This is a genomic window from Megasphaera vaginalis (ex Bordigoni et al. 2020), from assembly GCF_900240295.1.
In the GTDB taxonomy this organism is placed as follows: Bacteria; Bacillota; Negativicutes; order Veillonellales; family Megasphaeraceae; genus Megasphaera; species Megasphaera vaginalis.
Genome location: NZ_OEQB01000001.1, coordinates 376872 through 402863 on the forward strand (window position 1 = coordinate 376872; position 25992 = coordinate 402863).

The 25992-nt window shown below is 52.0% G+C and carries 25 protein-coding genes and 1 pseudogene; 2 read left to right on the forward strand and 24 right to left on the reverse strand.

The genetic code is table 11. The features are described from left to right. Positions 1-66: 66 nt before the first annotated feature. The gene (locus C0977_RS01830) at positions 67-2229 is read right to left on the reverse strand and encodes an ATP-dependent RecD-like DNA helicase (RefSeq protein ID WP_101912222.1); all 2163 of its coding nucleotides are present in this window, start codon (positions 2227-2229) and stop codon (positions 67-69) included. Position 2230: 1 nt separating this feature from the next. Beyond that, positions 2231-2503: a chorismate mutase gene (locus C0977_RS01835; RefSeq protein WP_036243164.1), complete on the reverse strand. Its 273-nt coding sequence runs from the start codon at positions 2501-2503 to the stop codon at positions 2231-2233. 216 nt (positions 2504-2719) lie between these two features. Here C0977_RS01835 and C0977_RS01840 point away from each other — a divergent pair, with 216 nt between their 5' ends. Further along, positions 2720-4186, forward strand: a complete 1467-nt coding sequence (locus C0977_RS01840) for an amino acid permease (protein ID WP_101912223.1) — start codon at positions 2720-2722, stop codon at positions 4184-4186. A gap of 42 nt (positions 4187-4228) precedes the next feature. Here C0977_RS01840 and C0977_RS01845 read toward each other — a convergent pair whose 3' ends face one another. The 4 genes from C0977_RS01845 to C0977_RS01860 form a co-directional block, all read right to left on the reverse strand. Beyond that, positions 4229-5257: an alpha-hydroxy-acid oxidizing protein gene (locus C0977_RS01845; protein WP_101912224.1), complete on the reverse strand. Its 1029-nt coding sequence runs from the start codon at positions 5255-5257 to the stop codon at positions 4229-4231. 87 nt (positions 5258-5344) lie between these two features. Further along, positions 5345-5503 (reverse strand): rubredoxin, encoded by a 159-nt coding sequence (gene rd / locus C0977_RS01850; protein WP_023054348.1) that lies wholly within the window; start codon positions 5501-5503, stop codon positions 5345-5347. A 177-nt stretch (positions 5504-5680) separates the two neighbouring features. Continuing rightward, entirely contained in the window at positions 5681-7114 is a 1434-nt protein-coding gene (gene argH / locus C0977_RS01855; protein ID WP_023054286.1) for an argininosuccinate lyase, read from the reverse strand. An 11-nt stretch (positions 7115-7125) separates the two neighbouring features. Next, on the reverse strand, positions 7126-8358 hold the full coding sequence (locus tag C0977_RS01860; RefSeq protein ID WP_101912225.1) for an argininosuccinate synthase: 1233 nt from the start codon (positions 8356-8358) through the stop codon (positions 7126-7128). 266 nt (positions 8359-8624) lie between these two features. Between C0977_RS01860 and C0977_RS01865 the strand changes: the two genes are divergently transcribed. Further along, entirely contained in the window at positions 8625-9386 is a 762-nt protein-coding gene (locus tag C0977_RS01865) for a transglycosylase domain-containing protein (protein WP_101912226.1), read from the forward strand. Between the two features lie 144 nt (positions 9387-9530). On the opposite strand, the gene C0977_RS01870 is transcribed toward C0977_RS01865, so the two are convergent. The 18 genes and pseudogenes from C0977_RS01870 to C0977_RS01955 form a co-directional block, all read right to left on the reverse strand. Continuing rightward, positions 9531-10169: a redox-sensing transcriptional repressor Rex gene (locus C0977_RS01870; RefSeq protein ID WP_101912227.1), complete on the reverse strand. Its 639-nt coding sequence runs from the start codon at positions 10167-10169 to the stop codon at positions 9531-9533. 106 nt (positions 10170-10275) lie between these two features. Next, positions 10276-11547 carry an O-antigen ligase family protein gene (locus tag C0977_RS01875; protein WP_101912228.1) on the reverse strand — a complete coding sequence of 424 codons (1272 nt, stop codon included), beginning with the start codon at positions 11545-11547 and terminating at the stop codon, positions 10276-10278. A gap of 55 nt (positions 11548-11602) precedes the next feature. After that, positions 11603-12913, reverse strand: a complete 1311-nt coding sequence (locus C0977_RS01880) for a bifunctional folylpolyglutamate synthase/dihydrofolate synthase (RefSeq protein WP_306306235.1) — start codon at positions 12911-12913, stop codon at positions 11603-11605. 8 nt (positions 12914-12921) lie between these two features. Further along, entirely contained in the window at positions 12922-15585 is a 2664-nt protein-coding gene (locus C0977_RS01885; protein WP_101912230.1) for a valine--tRNA ligase, read from the reverse strand. A 267-nt stretch (positions 15586-15852) separates the two neighbouring features. Further along, positions 15853-16062: a hypothetical protein gene (locus tag C0977_RS01890; protein ID WP_036243137.1), complete on the reverse strand. Its 210-nt coding sequence runs from the start codon at positions 16060-16062 to the stop codon at positions 15853-15855. 57 nt (positions 16063-16119) lie between these two features. Then, positions 16120-17052, reverse strand: coding sequence for a protein translocase subunit SecF (gene secF / locus C0977_RS01895; protein ID WP_023054341.1), 933 nt, complete (start codon positions 17050-17052; stop codon positions 16120-16122). Beyond that, positions 17049-18299: a protein translocase subunit SecD gene (gene secD / locus C0977_RS01900; protein WP_200814193.1), complete on the reverse strand. Its 1251-nt coding sequence runs from the start codon at positions 18297-18299 to the stop codon at positions 17049-17051. Before secD ends, secF begins: the two co-directional genes overlap by 4 nt. A gap of 30 nt (positions 18300-18329) precedes the next feature. Continuing rightward, entirely contained in the window at positions 18330-18890 is a 561-nt protein-coding gene (locus C0977_RS01905; RefSeq protein ID WP_101912231.1) for a 5-formyltetrahydrofolate cyclo-ligase, read from the reverse strand. Positions 18891-18990: 100 nt separating this feature from the next. Next, positions 18991-19257: pseudogene (gene yajC / locus C0977_RS01910) on the reverse strand (preprotein translocase subunit YajC); the annotation flags it as partial. Between the two features lie 48 nt (positions 19258-19305). Then, positions 19306-20412: a tRNA guanosine(34) transglycosylase Tgt gene (gene tgt / locus C0977_RS01915; protein WP_101912233.1), complete on the reverse strand. Its 1107-nt coding sequence runs from the start codon at positions 20410-20412 to the stop codon at positions 19306-19308. Positions 20413-20424: 12 nt separating this feature from the next. Further along, complete coding sequence (queA, locus tag C0977_RS01920; RefSeq protein WP_023054285.1) at positions 20425-21444, reverse strand: tRNA preQ1(34) S-adenosylmethionine ribosyltransferase-isomerase QueA; 1020 nt, start codon at positions 21442-21444, stop codon at positions 20425-20427. A gap of 15 nt (positions 21445-21459) precedes the next feature. After that, positions 21460-22701, reverse strand: a complete 1242-nt coding sequence (locus tag C0977_RS01925) for a SpoIID/LytB domain-containing protein (protein ID WP_023054344.1) — start codon at positions 22699-22701, stop codon at positions 21460-21462. A 19-nt stretch (positions 22702-22720) separates the two neighbouring features. Continuing rightward, a complete protein-coding gene (locus C0977_RS01930) occupies positions 22721-22936 on the reverse strand; it encodes a DUF2905 domain-containing protein (protein ID WP_101912234.1) in 216 nt (71 codons plus the stop codon). Between the two features lie 10 nt (positions 22937-22946). After that, positions 22947-23969, reverse strand: coding sequence for a Holliday junction branch migration DNA helicase RuvB (gene ruvB / locus C0977_RS01935; RefSeq protein WP_023054299.1), 1023 nt, complete (start codon positions 23967-23969; stop codon positions 22947-22949). Between the two features lie 2 nt (positions 23970-23971). Continuing rightward, a complete protein-coding gene (ruvA, locus tag C0977_RS01940; protein WP_101912235.1) occupies positions 23972-24574 on the reverse strand; it encodes a Holliday junction branch migration protein RuvA in 603 nt (200 codons plus the stop codon). Then, positions 24571-25071, reverse strand: coding sequence for a crossover junction endodeoxyribonuclease RuvC (gene ruvC / locus C0977_RS01945; RefSeq protein WP_023054379.1), 501 nt, complete (start codon positions 25069-25071; stop codon positions 24571-24573). Before ruvC ends, ruvA begins: the two co-directional genes overlap by 4 nt. A 127-nt stretch (positions 25072-25198) precedes the next feature. Next, complete coding sequence (gene rpmF / locus C0977_RS01950) at positions 25199-25384, reverse strand: 50S ribosomal protein L32 (RefSeq protein ID WP_036243141.1); 186 nt, start codon at positions 25382-25384, stop codon at positions 25199-25201. Positions 25385-25420: 36 nt separating this feature from the next. Further along, positions 25421-25921, reverse strand: a complete 501-nt coding sequence (locus C0977_RS01955; protein WP_023054381.1) for a YceD family protein — start codon at positions 25919-25921, stop codon at positions 25421-25423. Between the last annotated feature and the right edge of the window lie 71 nt (positions 25922-25992).

A 25992-nucleotide genomic window follows, 5' to 3' on the forward strand; every position in this document is an offset into this window, starting at 1 on the left:
GATCGCAGGCAAAAGCAGATAAACAGCGGCAGACAGACGCATTATGATCCGCTTCGCCGCCGTTCTCTACAAAATTTCTTCGCCCCGCAGTCGCTCCGCCAGAAGCGTAAAGCGCCGTCTCTGACGCACATTGGCAACGGCACGGTGCAGCGCTCCTTTCGTCCCGACAAGAATGACCTTCCGCTTAGCTCTGGTCACGGCTGTATAAAACAAGTTACGTTGCAACATAATCGCATGGCTGTCGGTCAGCGCCATGATTACGGTATGGTATTCGCTCCCCTGACTCTTATGAACCGTAATGGCATATGCCAGCGTGATCTCATCAATTTCCCGACCTTCGTACTTCACATCCTGCTCCGGGTAACGTACATGGATACGCTCTTGTTGCACCGCAAAAATCACGCCTATATCGCCGTTGAAAACGCCCTTGTCATAATTATTCTGCTTCTGCATAACTTTGTCGCCGATACGATAAACGGCCTTGGTCTCTTGTATCTCACCCTTATCCGGTGCAGGCCCGTTGCAACGTTCCTGTATCAGCCGGTTCAACTGATCGACGCCGCATTCCTGACGATACATCGGCGAAAGGACCTGGACGGCAAAAACACCGTCACGTTCGGCGCTCTCTGCCGCATAAAGAGCACTGATCTGTTCGGCCCCTGCCTTTTCCTCTTTGATCTCTACGAAACGGAACTCGTCATCTTCATTGACGATAGGCAACTGACCACGATTGATGCGATGCGCATTGGTAACGATACGACCGCCGTCATGCTGGCGAAAAATCGTCTCGAGGCGGATGACGGGAACCGTTTCCGAACGAATGATATCGTGGAGAACGGCGCCGGCTCCGACAGACGGCAACTGATCGGCATCACCGACGAGAATACAGCGGCAGTGAGGCGGCAGCGCCCGGAGGAGATTGTCCATAAGCTCCAAGTCAAGCATGGATACCTCATCAACAATAACTAAGTCGGCTTTCAGCAAATGTGTTTCATTATATTCAAAAACCTGTCTGCTGCCGACGTAACCGGCAGGACACAGAAGCCTGTGAATCGTCTGCCCCTGCCGTTCCGTCGTTTCCGAAAGCCGCTTAGCCGCCCGTCCCGTCGGTGCGCAAAGGACGATCTTTAAGCCTTCCTGTTCAGCTAATTGGATAATCGTCTGCACGACCGTCGTCTTCCCCGTACCGGGACCGCCCGTAATAACCAGCAGGCCAGAGGACAGCGATCGCTCCACGGCCTCCCGCTGTTTTTCCGCCAGCACGATACGGCGTGTATCCTGACGGCGATCCAAGAACAGTGAGACGTGCGTCCTGACAGGTAACGGCTTCATTGCCGTCATTTCCCGTATCCGTTCGGCGACGAGCGTTTCCGCTTCATATGCCGCCGCCGTATACACATACATCGTACCGCCATAATCGGCAGTAACCAGTTGCCCCCATTGCACGGCTCTTACCGCGGCATCGTGCAGCAGTCCCTCGTCGGCATGCAATACGGCGGCACTCCGCTCCGTCAGAGTAGTTGCCGGCACGCAGACATGGCCGCTGCGATTCAGTTCCTGCAAAATATAGGTCATACCGGCTGCCAGCCGTTCTTCAGCAAACGGTTCCATGCCGAAGGCCAAGGCGATCTGGTCGGCTGTTTTAAACCCGATACCGTCGATTTCCTGAATCAGTCGATACGGCTCATGGGCCAAAACGTAAGCCGCGTCATCACCGTATTTCTGTACGAGCCGCGAAGCATATCGCCCCGTTACGCCATGCTCTTCCAACAAAAGTGCTACACCGTTGACTTCTTTTTCGGCGCGGAAACTTTCTGTAATCACGGCCAACTTCTTCCTGCCGATACCGTCAATTTCCAGCAGACGATCCGGCTCCCGCTCCATAATATCCATCGCCGCCATGCCGAATGCCGCCACAATGCGGTGCGCCAAGGCGGGGCCAATGCCGTCGACGGCGCCGGAAGCCAGAAAACTCTCGATCCCATCAGCCGTCTCCGGTGCCAAACGCTGCCATCCCGAAGCGGCAAACTGCTTACCGAAACGTTTGTGCTGCACCCATTCGCCGCAAATACGAAGACGGTCCCCGACAAGCGGTTTGCTGCCGTGCCCGGTCACGGTCAATAACAGATCATCGCTTTCCAGACGAAGGCGAAAAACAAGATAATCCGAATCGGGCGCTTCAAACAGAAGGCGTTCCATAACGCCTTGAATCGTCGTAATTTCTGTCATTTTATCCCCTTTTCATGCGTTGCAGCTCATAGGCTTTGCTCTCATCCATGATCATTTGATAAATGCGGCGCAAGTGCGGCGCAAGATCAGGATCCGGCGCCAAAGCGGCGATCCTGTCCAGCACGATCTTTTCCCGCCGGGGATCATACACTTCCATATGATGCGCCCGCTTATACGCCGCGACGGAGGCGACCCATTGCAGCCGTTCTTCCAAAAGCCGCGCCAGTTGATGATCTATCTTATCAATAGCCGCACGGCATACTTCCAACTCCATCGTATCAACTCCATACCGATTTGTAATACATAGTTCCTTTAAATATATATTTTTCATTATACGATAAAGACAAGGGAAAAACTATCTTCTCCCTCATATTTTATCATTTCATCACGTGAAAATATATGAAAAGAGTTTGTATTGAACCTCTTCATTCGCTATAATAAAAACGTAAACCAATTTTTAGCATACTTTTTACATGAAGGTAGTGATGGAATGGAAGAAAGCAAGCAAAAACTGCGACGCAGTCTGAAAGCCCGCCATATGAACATGATCGCCATCGGCGGCGCCATCGGCACAGGTCTTTTTGTTGCCGGCGGGGAAACAGTCAGTACAGCCGGTCCCGGCGGCGCTCTTCTCTCGTACTCGCTGATCGGCATCATGGTCTATTTTCTCATGACGAGCCTCGGTGAAATGGCAGCGTATCTGCCAGTCAGCGGCTCCTTTGAAACCTACGCCAATCGGTATGTCGACAAATCTCTCGGCTTCGCCCTCGGCTGGAATTATTGGTTCAACTGGGCCATTACGGTAGCAGCGGAACTGGTTGCCGGTTCGCTGATCATGAAATATTGGTTTCCCGATGTGCCGGCAGCCGTATGGAGCGGTATTTTTCTCGTCATCTTATTCATCTTAAATTATCTTTCCACCCGTTCGTACGGCGAAAGCGAATTTATCTTCGCCGGCATCAAGGTCTTGACAGTCATCGTCTTTCTCGCCGTCGGCACGCTTCTCATCATCGGTGTCGGTCCCGAACCGTCGCCCGGCTTCGTCAATTGGACGATTGGTGAAGCGCCCTTCGTCGGCGGCTTTACGGCAATGCTCAGCATCTTTATGGTCGCCGGCTTTTCCTTCCAGGGAACGGAAATGATCGGCATTGCCGCCGGTGAAAGCGAAGATCCCGAAAAGAATATCCCCCGCGCTGTTCACTCCATTTTCTGGCGCATTCTCCTCTTTTATCTGGGTTCTTTCATCATCATCGGTTTTCTCATTCCCTATACGGATAAAAACCTTTTGAATACGGCAATCGAAAATATTTCCATCAGCCCCTTCACGCTGGTATTCGAACGCTTCGGCCTCGTCGCCGCCGCTTCGATCATGAATGCCGTTATCCTCACAGCTGTACTTTCGGCGGGAAATTCCGGCTTGTACGTATCGACGCGCATGCTTTACGCCATGGCAGAAACGGGACAGGCGCCGAAATGCTTCCTGAAGCTGAATAAGCGGGGCGTACCGACGAACGCGCTGTTCGCTACCGTTATCTTCGGCCTCGCCGCTTTCCTCACGTCCCTGATCGGTGAAGGCAAAGCCTACGACTGGCTTGTCAATATCAGCGGCATGGCGGGATTTATCACCTGGATCGGCATCGCCATCTGTCACTATCGGTTCCGCCGCGCCTTCAAAGCGCAGAACAAAGATTTATCCACCTTGCCGTACAAGGCGTCCTTCTTCCCTTTCGGCCCTATTTTGGCCTTGATCCTCTGCCTTATCGTCACGGCGGGACAAAATTATTCGGCCTTTACAGGACCTGAGATCGACTGGTACGGCGCCAGCGTCGCTTATATCGGTATTCCCGTTTTCTTTGCCGTTTACTTATATCATAAGGCAAAACATAAAACCGGTATCATTCCTCTGGAGAATGTCGATTTATCGCGCAGCGGTAACGAACAGCATATTCTGGACTGACAAAAAAAGGTCCTCGCGGAAGCGAGGACCTTTTTTATACCCTTAAAGCTTATGCAGAATATGCCGCGGCACAGACTGCAGGCTCTGCGTACCCGTAATCATCATGGCATCAGCCAACTCGCGGCGGATCGTATCCAGCGCCAGCTTGACACCTGCCGCACCGCCGCCGATAGCGGCGATGGAAACGGGCCTGCCGAGGAGGACGGCATCGGCGCCGAGGGCCAACATTTTGAGCACGTCTTCACCATGACGCACACCGCCGTCGACAAAGATCGCCAGGCGCCCCTTGACGGCTGCTGCAATAGCAGGCAGCACATCGGCGGTACCGGCCATACCGTCGAGAACACGGCCGCCGTGATTGCTGACAACGATACCCTTTGCTCCCGCGTCCGCACAGGCTGTCGCTTCTTCAGGAGACATGATCCCTTTGACGATGAAAGGCAGCGATATGGACTGAACGACTTTACGAATACTTTCGGGACGCTTGGGGCCGACAGGCTGTCCGAAAATCCGCATATTGATCAACGTCGCCGCGTCAATATCACAGGCAACGGCAAAGGCTCCCGATCGTTCTGCCAACACGGCTTTTTCGATGATCTTATCATCTTCGCGGGGTTTAATCGTCGGAATGACGATACCCGGCCGCTTCGCACATGACTGTATACCGGAAGCATACATGTACGGCGCGCCGCTGTCTCCGGTAAAGGACAAAGTCCCGCATTCCATAGCCCCTTGCGTAACGGCTTCGTCATACGCTTGTTCCACTTCCGCCGGATCGCCGTCAACCTTTGCGTTCAAAACGATGCCGCCGACAGGCGCCACCAAAACGGGAAGCGCCAACTTTCGACCGAGGATTTCCACAGACGTATCCGGCTCTTCAACGCCGACCATGCTGCGCATGACCAGTCCGTATTCACGCAAAGCCTCAATATTGCGCATAAAAGACCGCGCTGTACGCAGACCGCCGAACCCGGGTATTTCGCCGATACAGGCCTTGCCGTCACACTGCGGACAAACGTGGCACCCCTTCATTTTTTCTCGTGCCTTGACACGTATTTCTTGCATGTCCATTGTAACTCCTCCTTCTATGCCGCTTTTATGTAAAAAAAAACTACTATCGATGATAGTAGTTTTATTGTACCAAATTACAGATACCTATTAAAGCTTATTGAAGGAATCTTTATCTGCGCCGCAAATAGGACAAACCCAATCTTCCGGCAAATCGGCAAATTTCGTGCCTGCTGCAACACCGTTATCGGCATCGCCTTCAGCTTCATCATAAACATAACCGCAAACGCTGCATTCGTACTTATCCATGATAAAAACCTCCTGAAATTATTAATGGATTATTATTATTAATTACTACAGTCATATCATAACATGAAAAAATTTTTTTGGCAACAGCAAATTGCCGAATTTGATGAAATAAATTATAAACGCGCAAGCCTCACTTCACCTGTTTGCACGACAGACGTATTCAAGGCACGGCGCATTTCAGTCCGCCAATTCATACAGCGAATCTGCAACGGACTGCCACCGCTCCTGTACGGTCAGTTCAGCAGCCACCGTCGTTCCGGCGGCTGCAAGCTGCCGCCGAACCGATGACGGCGCCGTGCCGTTGTATGTCTTCCGCTGCTCCACACAGATATCGATAGAAAGAAAATGATGGATATCGGCAGTGATAACCGGACTGAACGCCTTGAATTCCTCAAGGCTCAGTTCCTGCAGCACCTTGCCGGATTCAATGCAATAACGGACAGTCTTGCCGACAACGGCGTGAGCCTCCCGGAAAGGCAGTCCTTTCTTGACCAGATAATCAGCCATATCGGTGGCATTGGAAAAATCTTCTTCAAGCACGCTGCGCATCCGCTCCTTATTGACCTTCATGGCGCCGATCATGTCGGCATAGATCGCCAAGGCGAATTTCAAGTTATCGACGGCGTCGAAAAGCCCCTCCTTATCTTCCTGCATATCCTTGTCATAGGCCATGGGGATCCCCTTCATTACCGTTAAAAGTCCCATAAGATGCCCGTAGAAACGACCGGTTTTGCCGCGAACCAGTTCACAGATATCGGGATTTTTCTTTTGCGGCATAATTGATGACCCCGTACAATGCGCATCATCAAGTTCTATAAATTTAAATTCCGATGACGACCAGAGAATAAATTCTTCCGATAAACGGCTGAGATGCATCATCAAATTGGCTGCAAATTCCAGAAAAGCCAGAATATAGTCTCTGTCGCTGACCGCATCCAGACTGTTGTCATAAATGGTTGTGAAATGCAGCAAATCGGCAACGTACTGCTGGTCCAGAGGATATGTCGTGCCGGCCAGCGCGCCGGCGCCGAGCGGCATTATGTCGGCTAACTTCCAAACGTATTCCAGGTGACAGAAATCACGGGAAAGCATGGAAAAATAAGCGAGCAGATGATGACTGAACAGAATGGGCTGCGCCCGCTGCAAGTGCGTATACCCGGGCATGATAACGTCGCCGTATTTTTCGGCAGCGTCAATTATCGCCTGCTGCAAAGCGATCAGCAGCTTCGCCACGGCAGCGATTTCCCGCCGTACATATAAATGCGTATCCAACGCGACCTGATCGTTTCGGCTGCGTCCGGTATGAAGCCGCTTACCGGCTTCACCGACAGCCTCTGTCAACCGTTGCTCCACGTTCATATGAATATCTTCCAAGGCAATCGAAAACGCAAAATCACCGGCTTCTATTTCTTTATAAATTGCTTTCAGTCCGGCAATGATTGTCTCCTTATCGGCCGTCGTAATGATCCCTTGTTTGGCCAGCATGGAAGCGTGGGCGATACTGCCGCAAATATCTTCGCCGTACATGCGGCAATCATACTGAATAGACGCATTAAAAGCCTCTGCTGTTTTATCTGTTGCTTTCGTAAATCTGCCACCCCATAATTTCATCACGTTACTCCTTACGCCTGTTCCTTCCGTATTTTCTGCAACATGAACGCTCTCATTTGCAGCGGCAACCCGAAGAGATTAATAAACCCTTCGGCGTCTTTCTGGTTATACACTTCGTCAGCGCCGAAAGTGACGAATTCTTCACTGTACAGTGAATACGGCGACTGCGCGCCGGCGCTGATAATATTCCCTTTATAAAGCTTCAGCTTTACCGTCCCCGTTACCGTTTGCTGCGTAGACTGTATGAAGCTGTCCAGCGCTTCTTTCAGCGGAGAAAACCATTTGCCGTCATAAACGAGTTCGGCATACTTGTTGGCTACATTTTCTTTATAATGATACGTATCTCTATCAAGGCAAAGATACTCCAATTCCCTGTGTGCATACATGAGAATGGCCCCGCCGGGATTTTCATAAATCCCGCGGCTCTTCATTCCGACCAAACGGTTTTCGACAATATCGACAATACCGATGCCGTTTTTCGCGCCGACTTCATTGACGGCCTGCATCAGTTCCAACGAATCCATGGCCTTGCCGTCAAGAGCCACCGGTTTTCCGGCTTTAAAGGTCAGTTCGATATATGCCGGCGTATCCGGCGCCTTTTCCGGCGGTGTCGTAACCATATAGACCATATCCTTCGGCGCATTGGCGGGATTTTCCAGATCGTCGCCTTCATGGCTTAAGTGCCAGATATTCCAATCCATGCTGTAGGGATAAGGATTTTCTTCCGATTGATAATCAATGGGTACATTATGCGCTTCAGCGTATTTCAGCTCATCCTCTCTCGATTTCAGTTCCCACATTCTCCACGGCGCAATGAGTTTCATTTCCGGAGCCAAGGCCTTGACAGTCAACTCGAAACGCACCTGATCATTTCCTTTGCCGGTTGCGCCGTGACAAATGGCATCGGCGCCTTCAGCCTTGGCAACTTCGACAAGCTTTTTCGAAATAAGCGGCCGCGCAAAAGACGTCCCCAAGAGGTATTTCCCCTCATAGACGGCGCCGGCCTGAATCGTCGGCCAAACGTATTCGTCAAGAAATTCCTTTTTCAAATCCATGATGTAAACTTTTGCCGCCCCTGAAGCATAGGCTTTTTTTTCAATAGCCGGAAAATCATCGGGCTGGCCGACGTCGGCACAAGCGGCGATAACCTCGGCGCCAACGTAATGTTCTTTCAGCCACGGAATAATAACGGACGTATCCAACCCGCCGGAATATGCTAAAACGATCTTCTTGATCTCATTCATTCTCATTTCCTCCCTCATATGCAGAACTCGTGTGCCGAAGCACTTTTCTTATCTATGACTGACAGTATACTACCGTTTGAAACATTATGCAAGTATTTCGTATTAATATTTTTGTGTATTTTTTTTTGCAAATTGCTTCCCGGTCACATTACCGGCGTATTTCGCAGAAAATCGGATAAATCATATGAAGCGGCGTGCGTCAAGGAACGGCGAAGATAGAATTATTACACAAGAATATGATACAATAGATTCACGGAGGACTCCTTATGAAACTAAAATTCACTATACTTTTCGCCCTTGTCTTCGCCATGACCTTTGCGTGGATAACATTCACGGACAACCACCACACAACATCCGGAACGACCGTCAGCAAACAAACGGAAAAAAACGCCGGCGATTCGCTCTACGTCTATCTGCACTTTCGCGAAACGATGGAGGCGAAAATAAAGGCGGGAAAAACCAAGACATCGCTGCGAGAAATACCGAAATCTCTGCAGCAAGCCGTACTGGCTACGGAAGATCGCCGCTTCTACGAGCACGGCGCCGTCGATCCCATTGGGATCCTTCGCGCCCTGGCCACTAATCTTCAATCAGGAAAAACCGTCGAAGGCGGCAGTTCTATCAGTCAGCAAGTTGTCAAAAACATGCTTCTTTCCCAAGAACAGACGGTAACGCGAAAAGCCCAGGAACTGATACTCGCCATCTTGTTGGAACGAAATTATACGAAAGATCAGATTTTGGAAATGTATTTTAATACAGCTTACTTTGGAGCCAATGCCACCGGCATCGCCGAAGCCTGCCATACCTATTACGGCAAAGCCCCGTCAGATCTTTCTTTGGGGCAGGCATCCTTGCTGGCAGGCCTGTTGCAGGCCCCGACCTACTACAATCCGTTGGTAAATTACAACGCCGCCAAAGACCGGCAACGAATCGTTCTGGCCGGCATGACGGAAGAAGGATACATTACGAAAAAAGAAGCCGTCGCCGCTTACGCCGAAACGCTTCATCTGCAAAAAAACACAAAATAATCCATGCGGCTCAAAGGATTATCGTATTCCTGCATACTAATGACTCTACGGCGTGCAGATTCAATGCGTGTAGTTCCACCGAACCTTTGTTTCAAAATAAAACTCCCTGCACCATACCGGCGCAGGGAGTTGTCTCAAACAATATCATTCACGTGCTTTATTGGTCAAGTAATAAGAGATGCGGCTCAAACCGATGGACAGATCCTCGCGGAAGACGAAAATCCGATCAGGTACGCTCAACCGCAACGGCGCAAAAGAAAAAATACCGCGTATCCCTCCTTCGACCATCTGATCCGCCACTTGCTGGGCCACTGATGCCGGCGTCGTGATGATACCGATCTGGATGCCTTCACGACGAATGATTTCCGACATTTCACTGGTCGGCGTAACGACAATGCCGCCGACGTTCTGACCGATAATGCGGTGATCAACGTCAAACAACCCCGTCGTGCGGAACCCCAATCGGCCGAAGGTCTTATAGTTCGCCAAAGCCCAGCCCAAATGACCGATACCGGCAATGGCGATCTTCCAGTGTTGTTCCAAGCCGATGATCTCAACGATCTGCTGACTCAACTCACTGACATAATAACCGACGCCCTTTTTGCCGAAGGCACCGAAACAAGTCAGATCCTTGCGGATCTGCTCCGGCGTAATACCCAGACGTTCTCCCAATTTTTCCGACGATATGATATCGATTCCCGCATCCTGCAGCAATAAGAGATCCCTGTAGTACAGCGGCAATCGTTCGATGACGGCATCCGATATTGCCTTCTTCTGTCTCATGGACGGTACCTCCAACTAAAATACGACGTATTTTTCGCTATGGCCGTGTCTGAACGCAACCATAACCTATATATATAGACTTCTTTTTATATGTCCTTATTATATATTATTGTGAATTATTTCGCAAACTTTTTTTTATTTTTTTACGATGATCTACGTATATCCCCGAAAAAAGGCCGCTCAGAAGCCAAAAAGTAAGTGAAATTTGAGTACTAAAGAGATCATAATCGCTGATACTGCAGATCGCTAACGCCATAACGGCGGCAATAAAAGCCATGGCGAAGGCCCCTTCCGGCGAATGAAGCGCATGGCGGCGGAGAAACCGGAACGCATACCAACCATTGCCGAAAAAGAAGGACATAAAGGCACTGAAGCCGATGATGCCGGTTTCAGCCAGTATATTCAGGTACATATTATGGGCATGAAAAATCACAATACCCGCATCCTGGATCAATTCATTATAGACGGGATAAACATATTTGAAGCTGCCCCAGCCGATGCCGAAAAAAGGATGATCGGCAATCATCAAAACCGCGCTGCTCCACATGTCGAGACGCATAGCGACGGACGTATCGGCATCACGGTGACTGAAAACAGAAAGGAGACGTTCCGTAACACCGCCATGATAGAACAACAGCACGGCAGGCACGATCAAAAACAGCAGCCAAATACGCTTGTCCCAGAAAAGACCGAAGAAAAAAACCAATGCGCCGACGCTGATCCAGGCGCCGCGGGAATAAGTCAATATCAGGCAGAGAAAAAACACGGCAACCAAGCAGAAGCAGCCGAACTTTTGACGGCGATCTTGCCGTTCTAAAGCGAAAGCTCCGGCGAGACTGAGGACCATCAGCAGGAACGCCGAAAGCAAATTGGGATTGTACAGCGTCGAGTACATACGGCGCCGCAGCAACGGAAAAGTCGAATTATCGACCCATTCCGCCTCCCTGAGTGTCAGCATGTGAGCATACTGATACAAGCCGTAAACAGCGACACAAAGGCCGCTGGCCAGGAGACAACAGATAAACAGATGCCTCTCGCCGTCACGGACGAAGGCCGTCGTCAGTTGATAAAGCAAAATGTATTGCAGCACCGTGAAAGCGTAAAAAGCCAAAGCCAACAAGAAGTGCGGCGTCCCCGCCAGAGAAATGAACGACGTGACGGCGAAGGCGAGAACAGTACCCGCCAGCGGCATGCGGCGCCGAAAAACACCGCCATATTTCCATTGGTAATAAGCGCCGCACAATACAGCCGTCACAAAACAGATCTCCATGGCAATCAGATTCAACGGCAGAAAAAAAGCAGTCCCCAAAAGGGCATAGACGACGCGTTTTCTCGCCTTGTCCCGGGGACTGCTCTGGTTTAAAGTCATCAGATTCATAACGTGTCTCCTTTGACTTCAATTATACGAACTTCTTTGTCTGTTGTCCAGATACTTACACGGTAAATCCTTTCTGCCGCAGATAACGCCGCACTTCTCCCTGGATATAGAGAGACCCGACGACGGCCAGCACCTTTTCTGTCGTCGCCGCGGCAAAGGCCCTTGCCAACGCAGCCGTTAAAGTCGCGCAAGGCTCGGCGCGACAAGGAATGGCGGCAACGAGCTTTTCCGGATCTGCCGTTCGCGGTGACGGCGCCGGAGCGCAAAAGACAAGATCGTCCTGTCGAAACAGCCGTCCCATCATCTGACTGTAATCCTTATCGGCCAAAACGGCAAAGACGAAGACACGCCGCCGTTTGCCGAAGACGGTGTCATAGGTCTGACAAAAGGTGTCGATACCGGCCGGATTATGAGCGCCGTCAATTACTACGATCTGCCCGTTTTGTTCCACTATTTGAAAGCGTCCCGGCCAAGAAACGCCTGTCAGCGCCCGGCAGATCACGTCGTCAGTCAAAGCGCCGATACAGGGCCGCAAAAGACGCAGCGCCATAACCGCAAGGGCCGCATTCCTCCCTTGATGCGCACCGACCAACGCTGTCGTGACGGTCAGCCTGTCTCCTTCGTCGAAAATAACCGTACTATCCTGGACGTACGTATTTCTCACGCTGCGAACAGTACAACTGCCGAGGTGAAAATCCCTGTCGCAGCGATAAAGAGGGCATTTTCCGTTTCTTGCCTTTTCCGCAATAACAGCTAATGCCGGCTCTGTCGCCGCCGTCACGACAGGAACGGCAGGTTTGATGATACCGGCCTTATGGACGGCAATTTTCTCTACCGTATCGCCGCAGTACGCCATATGATCCAAGGCGACATTAGTTATGACCGAGAGATGCGGCATAATCACATTCGTCGAATCGAGAAGGCCGCCGAGTCCGACTTCGATAACGGCATAGTCTACGCGGCACCGAAAAAAATACAGAAACGCCATAGCCGTCAACATTTCAAATTCTGTCGGCCGCTCCCAACGGTCTGCGGCCATGGCCTCAACCGCAGCGGCAACGGCAGCGGTAACGGCGGCGAAGTCGTCCGGGGCTATATCCTCTCCGTCTATACGGATTCGTTCCGTATACGCCTCCAGATGGGGTGACGTGTACCGACCCGTCTTACAGCCTGCCGCCGTCAGACCTGCCGCAATCATTGCCGTAACGGAACCTTTGCCGTTCGTACCCGTCACATGAATCGTCCGGTATTTATCCTGGGGATTATCCAGCCGCCGCAGCAGTTCCCGAATGCGCTGCAGCCCCGGCTTAATGCCGAAGGCCGCAGCATGTTCCAAATAATATACAGCTTCTTCGTACGTCATCATACGCCTTCCTACAATTTCTCCAAAGTTTCCATACGTTGCGTCAACGCCTGTAATCGTTCCCGATAACCGGCAAGCTTTTCTTTTTCTTTGTCAACGACGTCTGCCGGAGCCTTCGCCAGAAAGCCTTGATTCGACAGTTTTTTGACGAGCCGTTCAATTTCTTTCGTCATTTTCTCCTGTTCCTTCCGGACGCGGGCCGTTTCCTTTTCGACATCAATCAGATCTTTCAGCTGGAGATATATTTCAATGCCAGGCACAACGGCGACAACGGCATTTTCCGGCTTTTCGTCAGCAGGTGTCAACAAATTGACGCCGTCGGCAAAGGCCAGCGTGAAGAAATAGTTCTCATACCTGCGCAGTGTCGCCGCCATAACGTCATCGGCGGGAACCAAGGTGATCGGCGCCCTTTTGCCCATCGGCACGTTGGCTTCAGCACGCATGTTACGGATGTTCTTGATCGCCTCCATCAAAGTATTCATCGTTGCCGCAGCAGCGGAAAAGTCCCATTCGGCCCGTACCTGGGGCCACGGTGCGACAATAATGCTCTTCCCTTCATGAGGCAGATGTTGCCACAAGTGTTCCGTTACGAAAGGCATAAACGGATGGAGCAGTTCCAACGTATGTGTCAGAACATAGATCAAGACATATTGCACCGTCTTTCTGCTGTCCTTATCATCCGGCTTATAGAGGCGCTGCTTGGCCAATTCAATATACCAGTCGCAGAAAGAATTCCAAATATAGTTATAAACGGCATCAGCGGCATCGCCCAACTCGAAGGAATCAAGCTTCTCCGTAACCTTGCGAACCGTGTCGTTGAAAGTCGACAGTATCCAGCGGTCGGCCAAGGTAAAATCATCCGTTTCCGGAATAAAGCCGGCATCATAATCATCCAGATTCATGATAACGAATTTTGCCGCATTCCAGATTTTGTTGGCAAAATTGCGATTCGCTTCGACCCGTTCCATATAAAAACGCATATCATTACCCGGCGTATTGCCCGTCACCAAGGTAAAACGCAGCGCGTCGGCGCCGTACTCTTCACAGACGCCGAGAGGATCAATGCCGTTCCCCAGAGATTTGCTCATCTTCCGTCCCTGACTGTCGCGAACGAGGCCGTGGATAAAGACGTGTCTGAAAGGAATCTCTTTCATGAATTCACAGGTCATGAACATCATGCGGGCAACCCAGAAGAAAATAATATCATAGCCCGTGACCAGCACGCTCGTCGGAAAAAACTGTTCGATATCCGCCGTCCGGTCGGGCCACCCCATCGTGGAAAAAGGCCAGAGTGCCGAGCTGAACCACGTATCGAGAACGTCGGGATCCTGTGTAATATGCTTGCTGTGACAATGGGGGCATTCCGTCAGATCTTCGCGGCTTACCGACGTTTCACCGCAATCGGCACAGTACCAGGCGGGAATCTGATGTCCCCACCAGAGCTGGCGGGAGATACACCAGTCATGAACGTCTTCCAGCCAATGATTATACGTCTTGCTGAACCGGTCAGGTACAAATTCGGTTTTTCCGTCCTTTACGGCGTCAAGAGCCGCTGTTGTCAGCGGTTTCATCTTGACAAACCACTGCTTCGTCGAAAACGGTTCGACAATCGTCTTGCAGCGCGAACAATGCCCGACGGCATGATTCAGTTCTTCAACATGATCGAGAAGGCCGAGTTCCTGTAAATCGGCAACGACGGCTTTGCGACATTCTTCCCGTGTCATGCCGTCATATTTTTTTCCGGCCGCGCTGTTCATCGTACCGTCGAGATTCATGATCATGACTGCTTCCAGATGATGACGCTGCCCCATTTCAAAGTCGTTCGGGTCATGAGCCGGCGTGATCTTGACAGCGCCGGTACCGAATTCCGGATCGACGTACTCGTCGGCAATAATTTCAACTTCACGGTGGACCAGCGGAATGACAACCTTCTTACCGATCATTCCGGCAAAACGCGGATCCTGCGGATTGACGGCAACGGCCGTATCGCCCATAATTGTTTCCGGTCGCGTCGTGGCAATCGTGACATAGCGGTCTTCGCCGACAACGGGATAATTGACATACCACAAATGTCCCTGTTCATCACTGTGATCGACTTCAATATCGCTCAGCGCCGTATTGCAGTGAGGGCACCAGTTAGTAATCCGTTGGCCCTGATAGATCAGTCCCCGTTCATAGAGGGAAACGAAAACTTCACGGACAGCGCGGGCACAGGTATCATCCATCGTAAAGTGCTTGCGGCTCCAGTCGCAGGAAGAACCGAGACGGCGAACCTGTTTTTCAATGCGACCGCCGTACTGTTCTTTCCAAGCCCAAACCCGTTTCAGAAATTCGTCGCGGCCAATATCGTAGCGCGTCTTTCCCTCTTCCTTAGCCAACTGTTCTTCCACCTTGACCTGTGTCGCGATCCCCGCATGGTCGGTGCCGGGAATCCAGGCCACATTGTAACCGGCCATGCGCTTGAACCGGACGAGGATATCCTGCAACGTATTGTCCAGCGCATGGCCCATATGCAGCTGCCCCGTAACGTTAGGCGGCGGCATGACAATGCTGAACGGTTCTTTTGCCGGATCCGGCGCTTCATGAAAGTAGCCTTCCCGTTCCCAAAAATCGTACCATTTCGTTTCCAATTCATTGGGAGCATACCCTTCAAGTTTTTCCTTGTTCCATTCCATAACTCTTCCTCCTACACGACAAAAAAAGCGTTTTTCGGCCTCAGGATCATCTCCTGTAGGACGAAAGAACGCTTAATCCCTTCCGCGGTACCACCTATATTGCCATGCACCAGCATGACCGCTCAACTACAGATAACGGCTGCTCCCGGGCAGGCCTTTCCTCCTGCCGGCTCACGGGTGACATACGGCACAGCCGCCGATGCTTTCACACCGCACAAGCATCTCTCTGACGACGGCTCCTTACCGCTTCTTCCGGTCTTTGCTTTTTTATATTGTTAATATAGTAGCAACTTTACCTGTCCCTGTCAAGACGGTTCTTCTGTCTGTCAGTTCCATGAAAGACAATGCGCCTTTTTCGGCAACAGGCGGCAACCCATTCATAATCAGCCTGTAATATGCGCCCTTTCTTGATGCCAAACGCTTATCTCCCAACGCGACCAGAGCTGCCGCACAAGCGGGCAGGACTTCCGGCGACATGAATACTTGTCTTCCTACCGAACAGGCCATTTTTCAGGATACGACTGCATTTCGCCTTCAATTTTCTCCGCCTTCTTCGGCGGCAGTCGCCTGCCGTAACTTGCTGCCGCGATCGGACGTATGATTCTTCCAAACAACCCAAAGGGACGTATCGACGCAGATAGACGAATAAGCACCGCTGATAAAGCCGATGAGCATGACCAGGGAAAAATTCTTCGTCGATTCGCCGCCGAAGAAATGCAGCGCGCCGCAGGCAAAAAGAACGGTTGTCAGCGTATAGATACTGCGATGAATACTTTGCGCGATGCTGTCATACGCCAGTTTCTCGTACGTGTCGGTCCGCCTGTGGGTCCGCGTATTTTCACGAACGCGGTCGAAGATGACGACGGCTTCGTTCATCGAATAGCCAACGACAGTCAGAATCGCGGCCAGAAAGGACGCGTCGATCTCCAGGTGAAAGAACGAAAATACGCCCAGTACCATAATCAGATCATGTAGAATGGAAACGATAGCCGAAACGGCAATCTTGTATTCAAAGCGAAAAGAGATATAGGCCGCCAAGGCAATAAAGGCGACGGCCAGATTCATGACGGCATTTTTCGTCACTTCCGAGCCGATAACAGCGCCGACCGATTCGGTTCGTCTGATCTCAGCGCCGCCGAGCCGATCTCCCAAGGCGGTAGCGACCTGCTTGCTTTCATCACTGGATAAATTGCGCATGCGCACCATAACGTCGGCAGATGAATTCTGATCCGTAACGCCGGAGAGCTGAATAACGCTGCTTTCCAAGCCAAGCGGCGAGGCGTCCGTCACCTGGCGCACCTCCGCCACCGTGACAGGCCGGTTGAAATGAAGGTCGAGTATTGTACCGCCCGTATAATCGATACCGAAATTGAACCCGTTGATAAGAATCGAAACGATACTGGCAATGACAAGAACGGATGAGAGGGCAAACCACCATTTTTTATGACCTACAATGTTGAATTTCATGCCTGTCCCTCCTTTTTTCCGCCTTTGTCAAGATGCCGGTTCAGTCCGTAAAACCACGGATTCATGATCAACCCCGTATTGATAAACCACGTAAGCAGCGAACGGCTGACAAGGATCGCCGTAAACATGCTGACAATAAGGCCAAGAGCCAAGTTGACGGCAAACCCTTTGACCGTACCGGAGCCCATGAGAATCAGTACGACGGCAGCGATCATAACGGAAACGTTAGCATCGAGGATCGTGTTGAAGGCACGGCGGAAGCCCGCTTCCATCGATGTACGCAAGCTCTTACCGACAAGCACCTCTTCTTTGAATCGTTCAAAAATCAGGATATTCGCATCGACGGCAAATCCCATGGATAAAATGATCCCGGCAATCCCCGGCAAGGTCAGCGTAGCATCGAGATACTTCAAGATCGCCAACAGGATCAGCACGTAAACAAGAAGAGCAATATTGGCGACGACGCCGGACATGCGGTAAATGACGACAAGGAAAATCATGATCAACAGGATTCCGATGGCAAAAGCTCTTTCACTCTTTTCCTTCGAATCCTGCCCCAGGCTCGGTCCGATCGTACGGACTTCCAGAACTTGCAGTTTTACCGGCAATGCGCCGGAACGCAGGAGGATAGCCAGATTTTTTGCTTCTTCCAGCGTTTTACTGCCTGTAATGACGGCTTTGCCGCCTGTAATCGGTTCGTTGACAACAGGCGCCGTCAAGACTTCCCCATCGAGGGTGATCGCGATCTTATGTCCCACATTGGAGGCCGTCAGATCGGCAAATTTCTTGGCACCTTCATCGGTAAATTCGATGCCGACGACATTCTTATGGCCATTGTCGATCTGTTCTTTCGCCGTTTTCAGATCGGAACCGGTTAGACGGGTCGTACCGCTTTCATCCTTAAATTCCATGACGGCCGTCTTGCCGATAGTTTCGATCGCTTTTTCCGGATTCTTTTCACCGGGAAGCTCGACGATAATACGGCGGGCGCCTTCTTTTTGGACGATCGGCTCTGTCAGCCCCATTTCATTGATACGTCGTTCAACGATAGAAACGGCGCGCCCCAGGGAGTCTTCCGTTACCGGAGCATCAGGCGTATCGACAGCTTCCAGTACAATATGCGTACCGCCTTGCAGATCGAGGCCCTGCTTGATGGAATTGGCCAGCGGATAAATGCAGATGATAAAGGCAGCTAAAATAATGATGACTGCTCCGAAAAATTTTAAAATGTTACGGCTCCGCAACATATATCCCCCTCTCTTGGGTACGTTTCTTTCCTAAATATGATGACAGCCTTCTTCCGTCACGATGAGTGACATCGGGACATCGTGCGCTTCTGTCGGTACTGCCGCAACGATCTGTGCCTGCCACGCTACGGCAATGCTGACGTCACGCCGCAAGGGCTGCAAATAACGATCGTAAAAACCGGCGCCCCGTCCCAGACGATGCCCGGCTGCGTCAAAGGCCAGTCCGGAGACGAGAATCAGATCCAAGGATGTCGCCGCGACAGCCGGACTGTCCGGCGGTGCCGTCCGAATACCGTAAGCGCCGCTGACGGCAGCCGCCAGTGACGGTAATCTGGCCGCCTCCATCAGCCCGGGACCGAGACACCGCGGCACGTAGACCTCTTTGCCGGCGGCAACGGCCGCAGCGATCAACGCATCGAGGCTGACCTCACCGGGCATGTGGAGAAATGCCATAATCCGTTCTGCCCGCCGATATTGCGGCAAAGCGGACACGTACCGGCAGACAGCATCACTGCCTGCCGACTGTACTGCGGCAGGCAGCTGCTGTAACAGTTCCCTCATCCGTTGCCGGAGCAGGACCTTATTCTTCATGTTTTGTCGTTTCCGTCATTTCTGAAGCAGCCGGTGTCGCCGTGGTTTCCGTCACCTTTTCATCAGACACGTCTTCTTTTTTGTGCGACTTGCCTTCAGTCTTTGCACCCTTTCCCAGAACTTGCGTAATGGCAGTGCGGGAAACCTTTATTTCCACCTTGTCGGCAACGCGAAGCATGACGTACTCGTCATGAAGCGCTACAATCGTGCCGTAAATACCGCCGGCAGTGATTACCTTCGCGCCGTTGCGCAAGCCGTCCAACATTTCCTGCCGCCGTTTCTGCTGTTTCTTTTGCGGCCGCCACAGCATGAAATAAAAAATGACCACCATCAGCAGAATAGGCGCAAACGCCTGTAATTGTTCCATATCCATCCTTTTCACCTCCAAAATTTATACGTATGAAGATGCGCTGTATCAGGCATCTTGATACTCCTGCCAGAATGCTTTTCTGAACTCGCGGAACGTGCCGTCAATAATGGACTGCCGCATTTGCCGCATGAAGTTCAGAAGGAAATAGAGATTATGAATGCTTACCAAACGGTACGCAAGCAGTTCTTCCGCCTTAAATAAATGACGGATATAGGCCCGCGAGTAGTTGCGGCACGTGTAGCACTGACAACCTTCTTCGATCGGCCTGAAGTCGCGGGCATAAGCCGCGTTGCGTACAGTAAGACGACCTGTACGGGTCATGGCCATCCCGTTACGCGCTACCCGTGTCGGATAGACGCAGTCAAACATATCAACGCCGCGCGCCACGCCTTCAATCAGACAATCGGGCGTGCCGACGCCCATGAGATAACGTGCCTTATCCCGCGGCAGATGAATCGTCGTATTCTCCAATACATCATACATTATATCCTTTGATTCGCCAACACTCAAGCCGCCGATGCCGTAACCGTCAAAATTCATGTCAACCAAATCGGCACAACTTCGCCGCCGCAGCTCAGGATACATGCCGCCCTGAACGATCCCGAACAGGCCCTGCGTAACACAGTGGTGATGAGTCAGGCAGCGGCTCGCCCAACGACTCGTCCGCTCCGTCGAAGCCTGCGCATACTCGTAATCGGCAGGATAGGGAATACATTCGTCAAAAGCCATGGCAATATCGGAATGCAATGCCATTTGAATATCCATCGATACTTCAGGAGACAAAAATTTTTTTGAGCCGTCCAGATGCGAGCGAAACGTGACGCCTTCTTCTCCGATCTTGCGCATTTGCCCCAGACTGAACACCTGGAAACCGCCGCTGTCTGTCAAGATCGCCTGTTTCCAATTCATAAAGCGATGCAGGCCGCCGGCTTCACGGATCAGTTCCTCGCCGGGCCGCAGAAAGAGATGATACGTATTGCTCAAAATAACTTGAGCGCCCATACTGTACAACTCTTCCGGGGTCAGCGTCTTCACCGTTGCCTGCGTACCGACAGGCATGAACATCGGCGTCTTGAAGGTACCGTGCGGCGTCCGCAGCAGACCCGCTCTGGCGCCGTCGCATTCAGCCTGCTGTTCGTACGTAATGACCACGAAACATCCTCCTTACTGTATAAACATGGCGTCGCCGAAACTGAAGAAACGGTATTTTTCTTTGACTGCCAGCTCATAAGCCTGCAGTATTTTTTCCCGTTCCGATAAGGCGCTGATCAGCATCAGCAGCGTTGATTCGGGCAAATGAAAATTGGTCACCAACGCATCGACAATACGGAAGGTGAAGCCGGGATAAATGAAGATATTCGTCCAACCCGAACCGGCTTCAATACGGCCGCCGCTGCCGGCGCTCTCTAAGGTGCGGACAGACGTCGTGCCGACGGAAATGACGCGCCGCCCTTCGTCTTTGGCCCGATTGATCTTTGCCGCCGCAGCAGCGGTAATATGATAGAACTCGCTATGCATTTCATGATCCTCGATCGTTTCCTCTTCAACGGGACGAAAGGTACCGAGACCGACGTGAAGCGTAACGAAAACCGTTTCCACTCCTTTTGCCCTGATCTTGTCCAACAGCGCATCCGTAAAGTGAAGACCTGCCGTCGGAGCCGCTGCCGATCCTTTTTCACGGGCATAGACGGTTTGATAATCATTCGGATCCTTCATCTTTTCATGAATATACGGCGGTAAAGGCATTTCGCCAATTTTATCGATAATGTTATCAAAAATGCCGTCGTATGAAAACTTGACGAGACGACCGCCGAAATCAGTACGGTCGACGACTTCGGCCGTCAGCCCTTCTGCAAACGCCAAGACCGTTCCGGGCAAAGCCTTTTTACCCGGCTTTACCAAAACTTCCCACATATCGCCGCCTACCGGCGTCAGGAGCAAAAGCTCTACCTTGCCTCCTGTCGGGACGCGCTGCCCGTGGAGCCGGGCGGGAATAACCTTGGAATCATTAAAGACCAGAACGTCGCCGGCTGTCAAATAATCGACAAGATCATAGAAAAACCGATGTTCCGTACGGCCCGTTTTTTTATCATAAATCATCAGTCGCGCCGCGTCGCGCGGTTCGGCCGGATGTTGTGCGATCAGCTCTTTCGGCAAATCGTACGTGAAATCGCTTAATTTCAATGGTAATCGTACTCCTTAATATAACTGTTCAAGCTTCGTGTTGCTGTAATAGTGACTTAAGATCGTCCGGTAATACGCCGCGTCCGTGCCGTGGGTCTTGGCCATTTGATACGCGCCGTACTGGCTCATGCCCAGACCGTGTCCCCAGCCGAAGCCGTAGATCGTAATCGGCATCCCCGCTTTGACGGCAAATGTAGCCCCGCGCGAGACTGCCCCCCGATCCGGGTCGGGCGGCGTGCCGCCGCCTTGATAAAAATCAAAAAGAGTGCTGCGCAAGTCAAAAATGTCCTGGAAGGAATTCCCCGTAATCTTCACACTGCCGCCAGAACCGTTGACGGTCAGAGACAAGACCCGGCCCGAAACGCCGCGGTCGGCAACACGCATGGGCCGCTTTGCCAATGGCGACAAGGTGATGGAATGCACCGTGCCGACACCCTTTCCGGCAGCGGCAAGATTACTTGCCAACCGTTCCGGCGAAACCGTTACGGCCCAACGGTACGCCGGCATCTGATCGCTGGGATCGGCTACGCCGCGCAAATAGGGAATCTTATTGCCCCAAACGTTTTCACTGTTCTCCGTCCAACCGCCGGCAGTAGCGCTGAAAAAAGCGTCAATCGGTTTGCCGCCGTATGTCAGAATTTCGCCGTTCGTCACATCGACAGCCTGCCGTACCGACGGTGCTTCACCGTTAATGCCGGCATAGGTCTGGCTGTGCGTATCGTCAAGCATGTCAAAACCGCGCTTCTGATAATAATTTTTATGAGAAACAGCATATGTTCTGGCGGCAACAGCCTGCGCCTTCAGCGCCTCCAGGCTCCATGACGGCGACATTTCCTTGCCGACGACACCATACAAGTACTGTTCCGTCGGTACAACATTGATCGCCGTTATGCCCCATTGCGTCGGCGATTTGATGAATTCCATGGCGCCGCGATACGCATATCCGTCGGTAATTTTTACGGAACCGTTCGTTGTCAGCGGCCGCACGGTGATCGGCCCGGCGCCCGGCGTCCCGTTGACGGCGACAGCCGTACCGTCGAGAGAAATGCGCACCGGTACGTTGGCTCCGTATTTTTTCCATAACGAGCCGTTCCGGTAGACGCCGACACCTTGGGGACTCATAACGGAAACGGCTCCTTGTCCCTCGCGAATCCCGATCCGGACATTCGGTCCTGCTCCGGCAGCAAAAGCAGCGGCCGTCAGACAACAAAAAACGACGGCTGCCGCAGCCGCTCCCATTTTTTTCAAGCTCTTCATTGACTATCTTCCTCCTGTGTCAGCGATGCAGAAAAAGGGTCAGTACGATCGTCAATACGACGCTGATAAGCAGCGATGTTGCCAATGGAAAATGGAACGACATGTTCCCCTTTGTCCAATGGAAGTCGCCCGGCAGATTGCCGAGAAAACGACTGATCCCGGCCTGATCCATAAGCAGCCAGACGACGCCGGCGAGAATACAGACAAGACCGATGATAATCAAGAGTTTCGCCATATGTACCTCCTCAGAAGAGCGACGGGCTCCGTTCGGTATCGGTCGGCACGGGCAGTCCCAAATGGCGGTACGCAGCTGCCGTAACAACACGCCCCCGCGGAGTTCGGTTAAGCATCCCCTGCTGCATCAAAAAGGGTTCATACACATCTTCAACGGCGTCAACAGATTCGCTGATAGCAGCGGCGATCGTATCCAAACCGACGGGACCGCCGGCAAACTTTTCAATGATAACTTGCAATACGCGCCGGTCCGTCCGATCAAGACCGCACCGGTCCACTTCCAGCCGATCCAATGCTTTGGCAGCCAGCGCCGCCGTAATCTGCGGTTCCTCAGCCACCTCGGCAAAATCGCGCACACGCTTCAAGAGCCTGTTGGCAATACGCGGTGTACCGCGGGAACGGGTCGCGATTTCCATGGCTCCCTGTGGCTCAATTGCAATCTGCAAAATGGCGGCAGTCCGCTCAATAATCAGCACCAGTTCTTCTGGACGGTAAAATTCGAGACGACAGATAACGCCGAACCGATCACGCAAAGGCGGCGCCAAACGGCCGACTTGCGTCGTCGCGCCGATCAGGGTAAACGGCGGCAAATCGATACGCACCGAGCGGGCGCTGGGCCCCTTGCCGATGACAATATCTAGCGCGTAGTCTTCCATCGCCGCGTAAAGAACTTCTTCAACACTGTGTGAAAGACGATGGATTTCGTCGATGAAGAGGACGTCCCGTTCCTGCAAATTCGTCAGCAGCGCCGCCAGATCTCCTGCCCGCTCAATAGCGGGGCCGGACGTGATGCGCAGATTGACGCCCAGTTCATTGGCGACGATACCGGCCATCGTCGTTTTCCCGAGCCCCGGCGGCCCGTACAAGAGAACATGATCCAGCGCTTCCTGCCGTTTCTTGGCCGCCGTAATAAAGACCTGCAAATTTTCTTTGGCTTTAGCCTGCCCAATATATTCCTGCAAATAATGGGGACGCAAACTGTACTGCCAAGAATCTCCCGGTATGTCGTTCGTTTCTACGATCCGCTTTTCCATCCTTACCTCCTCGTGCCGAGAGCACGGAGCACAGCTCTGATCAACTCTTCTACCGTTTTCGCCCGTTCCTGATGTACGGCAATCAACGGTTCCGCTTCCTGAGTCGTGTATCCGAGGCTGCACAGCGCCGCCAATGCTTCCTCGCCGATACCGGACGGCGCTCCTGCCGGCGCGGCAATCGGTTCCGCTTCTGCACCTGCAGCAATCCCGCCGATCTTATCCTGCAATTCCAGGACGATGCGCTCCGCCGTTTTTTTGCCGATACCCGGCATCTTCGTCAACGTGCTCATATCTTTTTTCTGTACAGCCACACGAAATCCGTCGGGCTGCACGGCACTCAGAATCCCTAAAGCCACTTTCGGCCCGACGCCGTTGACCCCGATGAGAAGCATGAAAAGATCATACTCATCTTGCGTCAGGAACCCGTAAAGTAAAATGGCGTCTTCCCTGACATTCATATACGTGTACAGGAGGACTTCCCGGCCCGGCGTCAGCTGTTCCAATGTCGACAGCGGCGCATAAGTCCGGTAACCGACACCGCGAACATTGACGAAACAGGAATCGCGAAACGTATGTGTCACCGTTCCTTCAAGATATCCGATCATAACTGCACTGTCCTCCTTAAGCGCTGCGAACGGCTGCAATAAACGGCGTAAATGGCCATGGCCAAACCGTCGGCCGCATCGTCAGGCTTGATCTTTTCACGGATTCCGAGAAGCCGCATCGTCATATCGATTACCTGATTTTTCGTCGCCCTGCCGTAACCGGTCACACCTTGCTTGACCTGAAGCGGCGAAAATTCCAGCAAGGGAATCGCCGCCTGCTGTGCCGTAAGCAACACGATGCCTCTGGCCTGCCCGACGGCAATGGCCGTCGTCACATTGCGGTTAAAAAAGAGCTGCTCCACGCCGATCACATCGGGATGATACTTGGCATAGAGTTCCTGCAGTCCATCGTGGATCATGACCAGCCGCTCCGCATCGGTATGCTCCGGCGTCGTTTCGATCGTACCGTACGTAACCGGACGCAGCCGGCTGCCGTCAGCATCGACAACGCCGAAACCGCAGATGGCCGTTCCCGGATCAATTCCCATTGCCCGCATCAGCAAGCCACTCCTTTCGTAAATCGTATTTTATATTATAACATAAGCCGGGGGTCCAAACCAACAAAGAAAAAAACTCCCGCACTGACAAAAAAAGTGTGCCTTATCAGGCACACCCTCTTGTTTCTTATTCAGCTGCTGTGTTATTGACAACCTGTTTGCCCTTATAAAAGCCGCAAGTAGGGCATACGTGATGGGGCATCATCGCTTCGTGACACTGCGGGCATTCTACGTAACCCGGTGCTGTCAGCTTCCAGTTCGCACGGCGTCTATTCTGACGCGTCTGAGATAATCGGTTCTTCGGTACTGCCATAATCTGCACCTCCTTAACGCATGGTAGCAAGCCGTTTTATTGTTTATCATGCAATAAATCATTTAAAACAGCCAATCTAGGGTCGATCCTCTCGGTAGGACAACTACATGGCCCGTCATTCAGATTTGCGCCGCACTGCGGGCAAAAGCCTGCACAATCTGGGCGACACAATACATTCATTGGTTCACTGAGGATCAAGATTTCTCGAATCGTCTCTGTCAAATCGATATATTCCCCGTTATAAGGAAGTACATCAGGCGGAAGCTCCGCTTCCGTTCCGTAGACTTCAGACAGCCTTTCCTTCCGATCCACCGATACCGGTGTCAGGCAGCGTCCGCACGGGTAGACACCTGAAGTATGAACCGTTCCTCGAACGATAATATGAGATCCGTCATACCAAAACTTCCCGACAACGGTCACTTCATTATCCTTCCAGGGAAACGCCTCTACTTCACCTAATGCGGCAGCCGGTTTTTTGAAAGAAAAAGGGAATTTGCGGTCCCTTTCTTGACGTGCATCTTCGACTTGTAGTTTCATTGTTTCTACCTCGACTATACTATTATATATATGACATTACTCTTTGTCAACAAATGACTGTCGATTCCCAT

What these genes read in the sequence shown, in the direction of transcription:
- C0977_RS01955 (WP_023054381.1), bottom strand. Translation starts at nt 25,921, where the DNA reads ATGAAACTACAAGTCGAAGATGCACGTCAAGAAAGGGACCGCAAATTC.
- C0977_RS01930 (WP_101912234.1), bottom strand. Translation starts at nt 22,936, where the DNA reads ATGGCGAAACTCTTGATTATCATCGGTCTTGTCTGTATTCTCGCCGGC.
- rpmF (WP_036243141.1), bottom strand. Translation starts at nt 25,384, where the DNA reads ATGGCAGTACCGAAGAACCGATTATCTCAGACGCGTCAGAATAGACGC.
- secD (WP_200814193.1), bottom strand. Translation starts at nt 18,299, where the DNA reads ATGTTGCGGAGCCGTAACATTTTAAAATTTTTCGGAGCAGTCATCATT.
- C0977_RS01835 (WP_036243164.1), bottom strand. Translation starts at nt 2,503, where the DNA reads ATGGAGTTGGAAGTATGCCGTGCGGCTATTGATAAGATAGATCATCAA.
- C0977_RS01860 (WP_101912225.1), bottom strand. Translation starts at nt 8,358, where the DNA reads ATGAATGAGATCAAGAAGATCGTTTTAGCATATTCCGGCGGGTTGGAT.
- C0977_RS01890 (WP_036243137.1), bottom strand. Translation starts at nt 16,062, where the DNA reads ATGTCGCCGGAAGTCCTGCCCGCTTGTGCGGCAGCTCTGGTCGCGTTG.
- ruvA (WP_101912235.1), bottom strand. Translation starts at nt 24,574, where the DNA reads ATGATCGGATATCTTGAAGGAACGGTGACACATACGTTTCGCGATTCC.
- C0977_RS01870 (WP_101912227.1), bottom strand. Translation starts at nt 10,169, where the DNA reads ATGAGACAGAAGAAGGCAATATCGGATGCCGTCATCGAACGATTGCCG.
- C0977_RS01885 (WP_101912230.1), bottom strand. Translation starts at nt 15,585, where the DNA reads ATGGAATGGAACAAGGAAAAACTTGAAGGGTATGCTCCCAATGAATTG.
- C0977_RS01840 (WP_101912223.1), top strand. Translation starts at nt 2,720, where the DNA reads ATGGAAGAAAGCAAGCAAAAACTGCGACGCAGTCTGAAAGCCCGCCAT.
- C0977_RS01905 (WP_101912231.1), bottom strand. Translation starts at nt 18,890, where the DNA reads ATGAAGAATAAGGTCCTGCTCCGGCAACGGATGAGGGAACTGTTACAG.
- C0977_RS01865 (WP_101912226.1), top strand. Translation starts at nt 8,625, where the DNA reads ATGAAACTAAAATTCACTATACTTTTCGCCCTTGTCTTCGCCATGACC.
- secF (WP_023054341.1), bottom strand. Translation starts at nt 17,052, where the DNA reads ATGAAATTCAACATTGTAGGTCATAAAAAATGGTGGTTTGCCCTCTCA.
- rd (WP_023054348.1), bottom strand. Translation starts at nt 5,503, where the DNA reads ATGGATAAGTACGAATGCAGCGTTTGCGGTTATGTTTATGATGAAGCT.
- C0977_RS01875 (WP_101912228.1), bottom strand. Translation starts at nt 11,547, where the DNA reads ATGAATCTGATGACTTTAAACCAGAGCAGTCCCCGGGACAAGGCGAGA.
- C0977_RS01830 (WP_101912222.1), bottom strand. Translation starts at nt 2,229, where the DNA reads ATGACAGAAATTACGACGATTCAAGGCGTTATGGAACGCCTTCTGTTT.
- C0977_RS01925 (WP_023054344.1), bottom strand. Translation starts at nt 22,701, where the DNA reads ATGAAGAGCTTGAAAAAAATGGGAGCGGCTGCGGCAGCCGTCGTTTTT.
- ruvB (WP_023054299.1), bottom strand. Translation starts at nt 23,969, where the DNA reads ATGGAAAAGCGGATCGTAGAAACGAACGACATACCGGGAGATTCTTGG.
- C0977_RS01880 (WP_306306235.1), bottom strand. Translation starts at nt 12,913, where the DNA reads ATGATGACGTACGAAGAAGCTGTATATTATTTGGAACATGCTGCGGCC.
- C0977_RS01845 (WP_101912224.1), bottom strand. Translation starts at nt 5,257, where the DNA reads ATGGACATGCAAGAAATACGTGTCAAGGCACGAGAAAAAATGAAGGGG.
- argH (WP_023054286.1), bottom strand. Translation starts at nt 7,114, where the DNA reads ATGAAATTATGGGGTGGCAGATTTACGAAAGCAACAGATAAAACAGCA.
- ruvC (WP_023054379.1), bottom strand. Translation starts at nt 25,071, where the DNA reads ATGCGGGCAATGGGAATTGATCCGGGAACGGCCATCTGCGGTTTCGGC.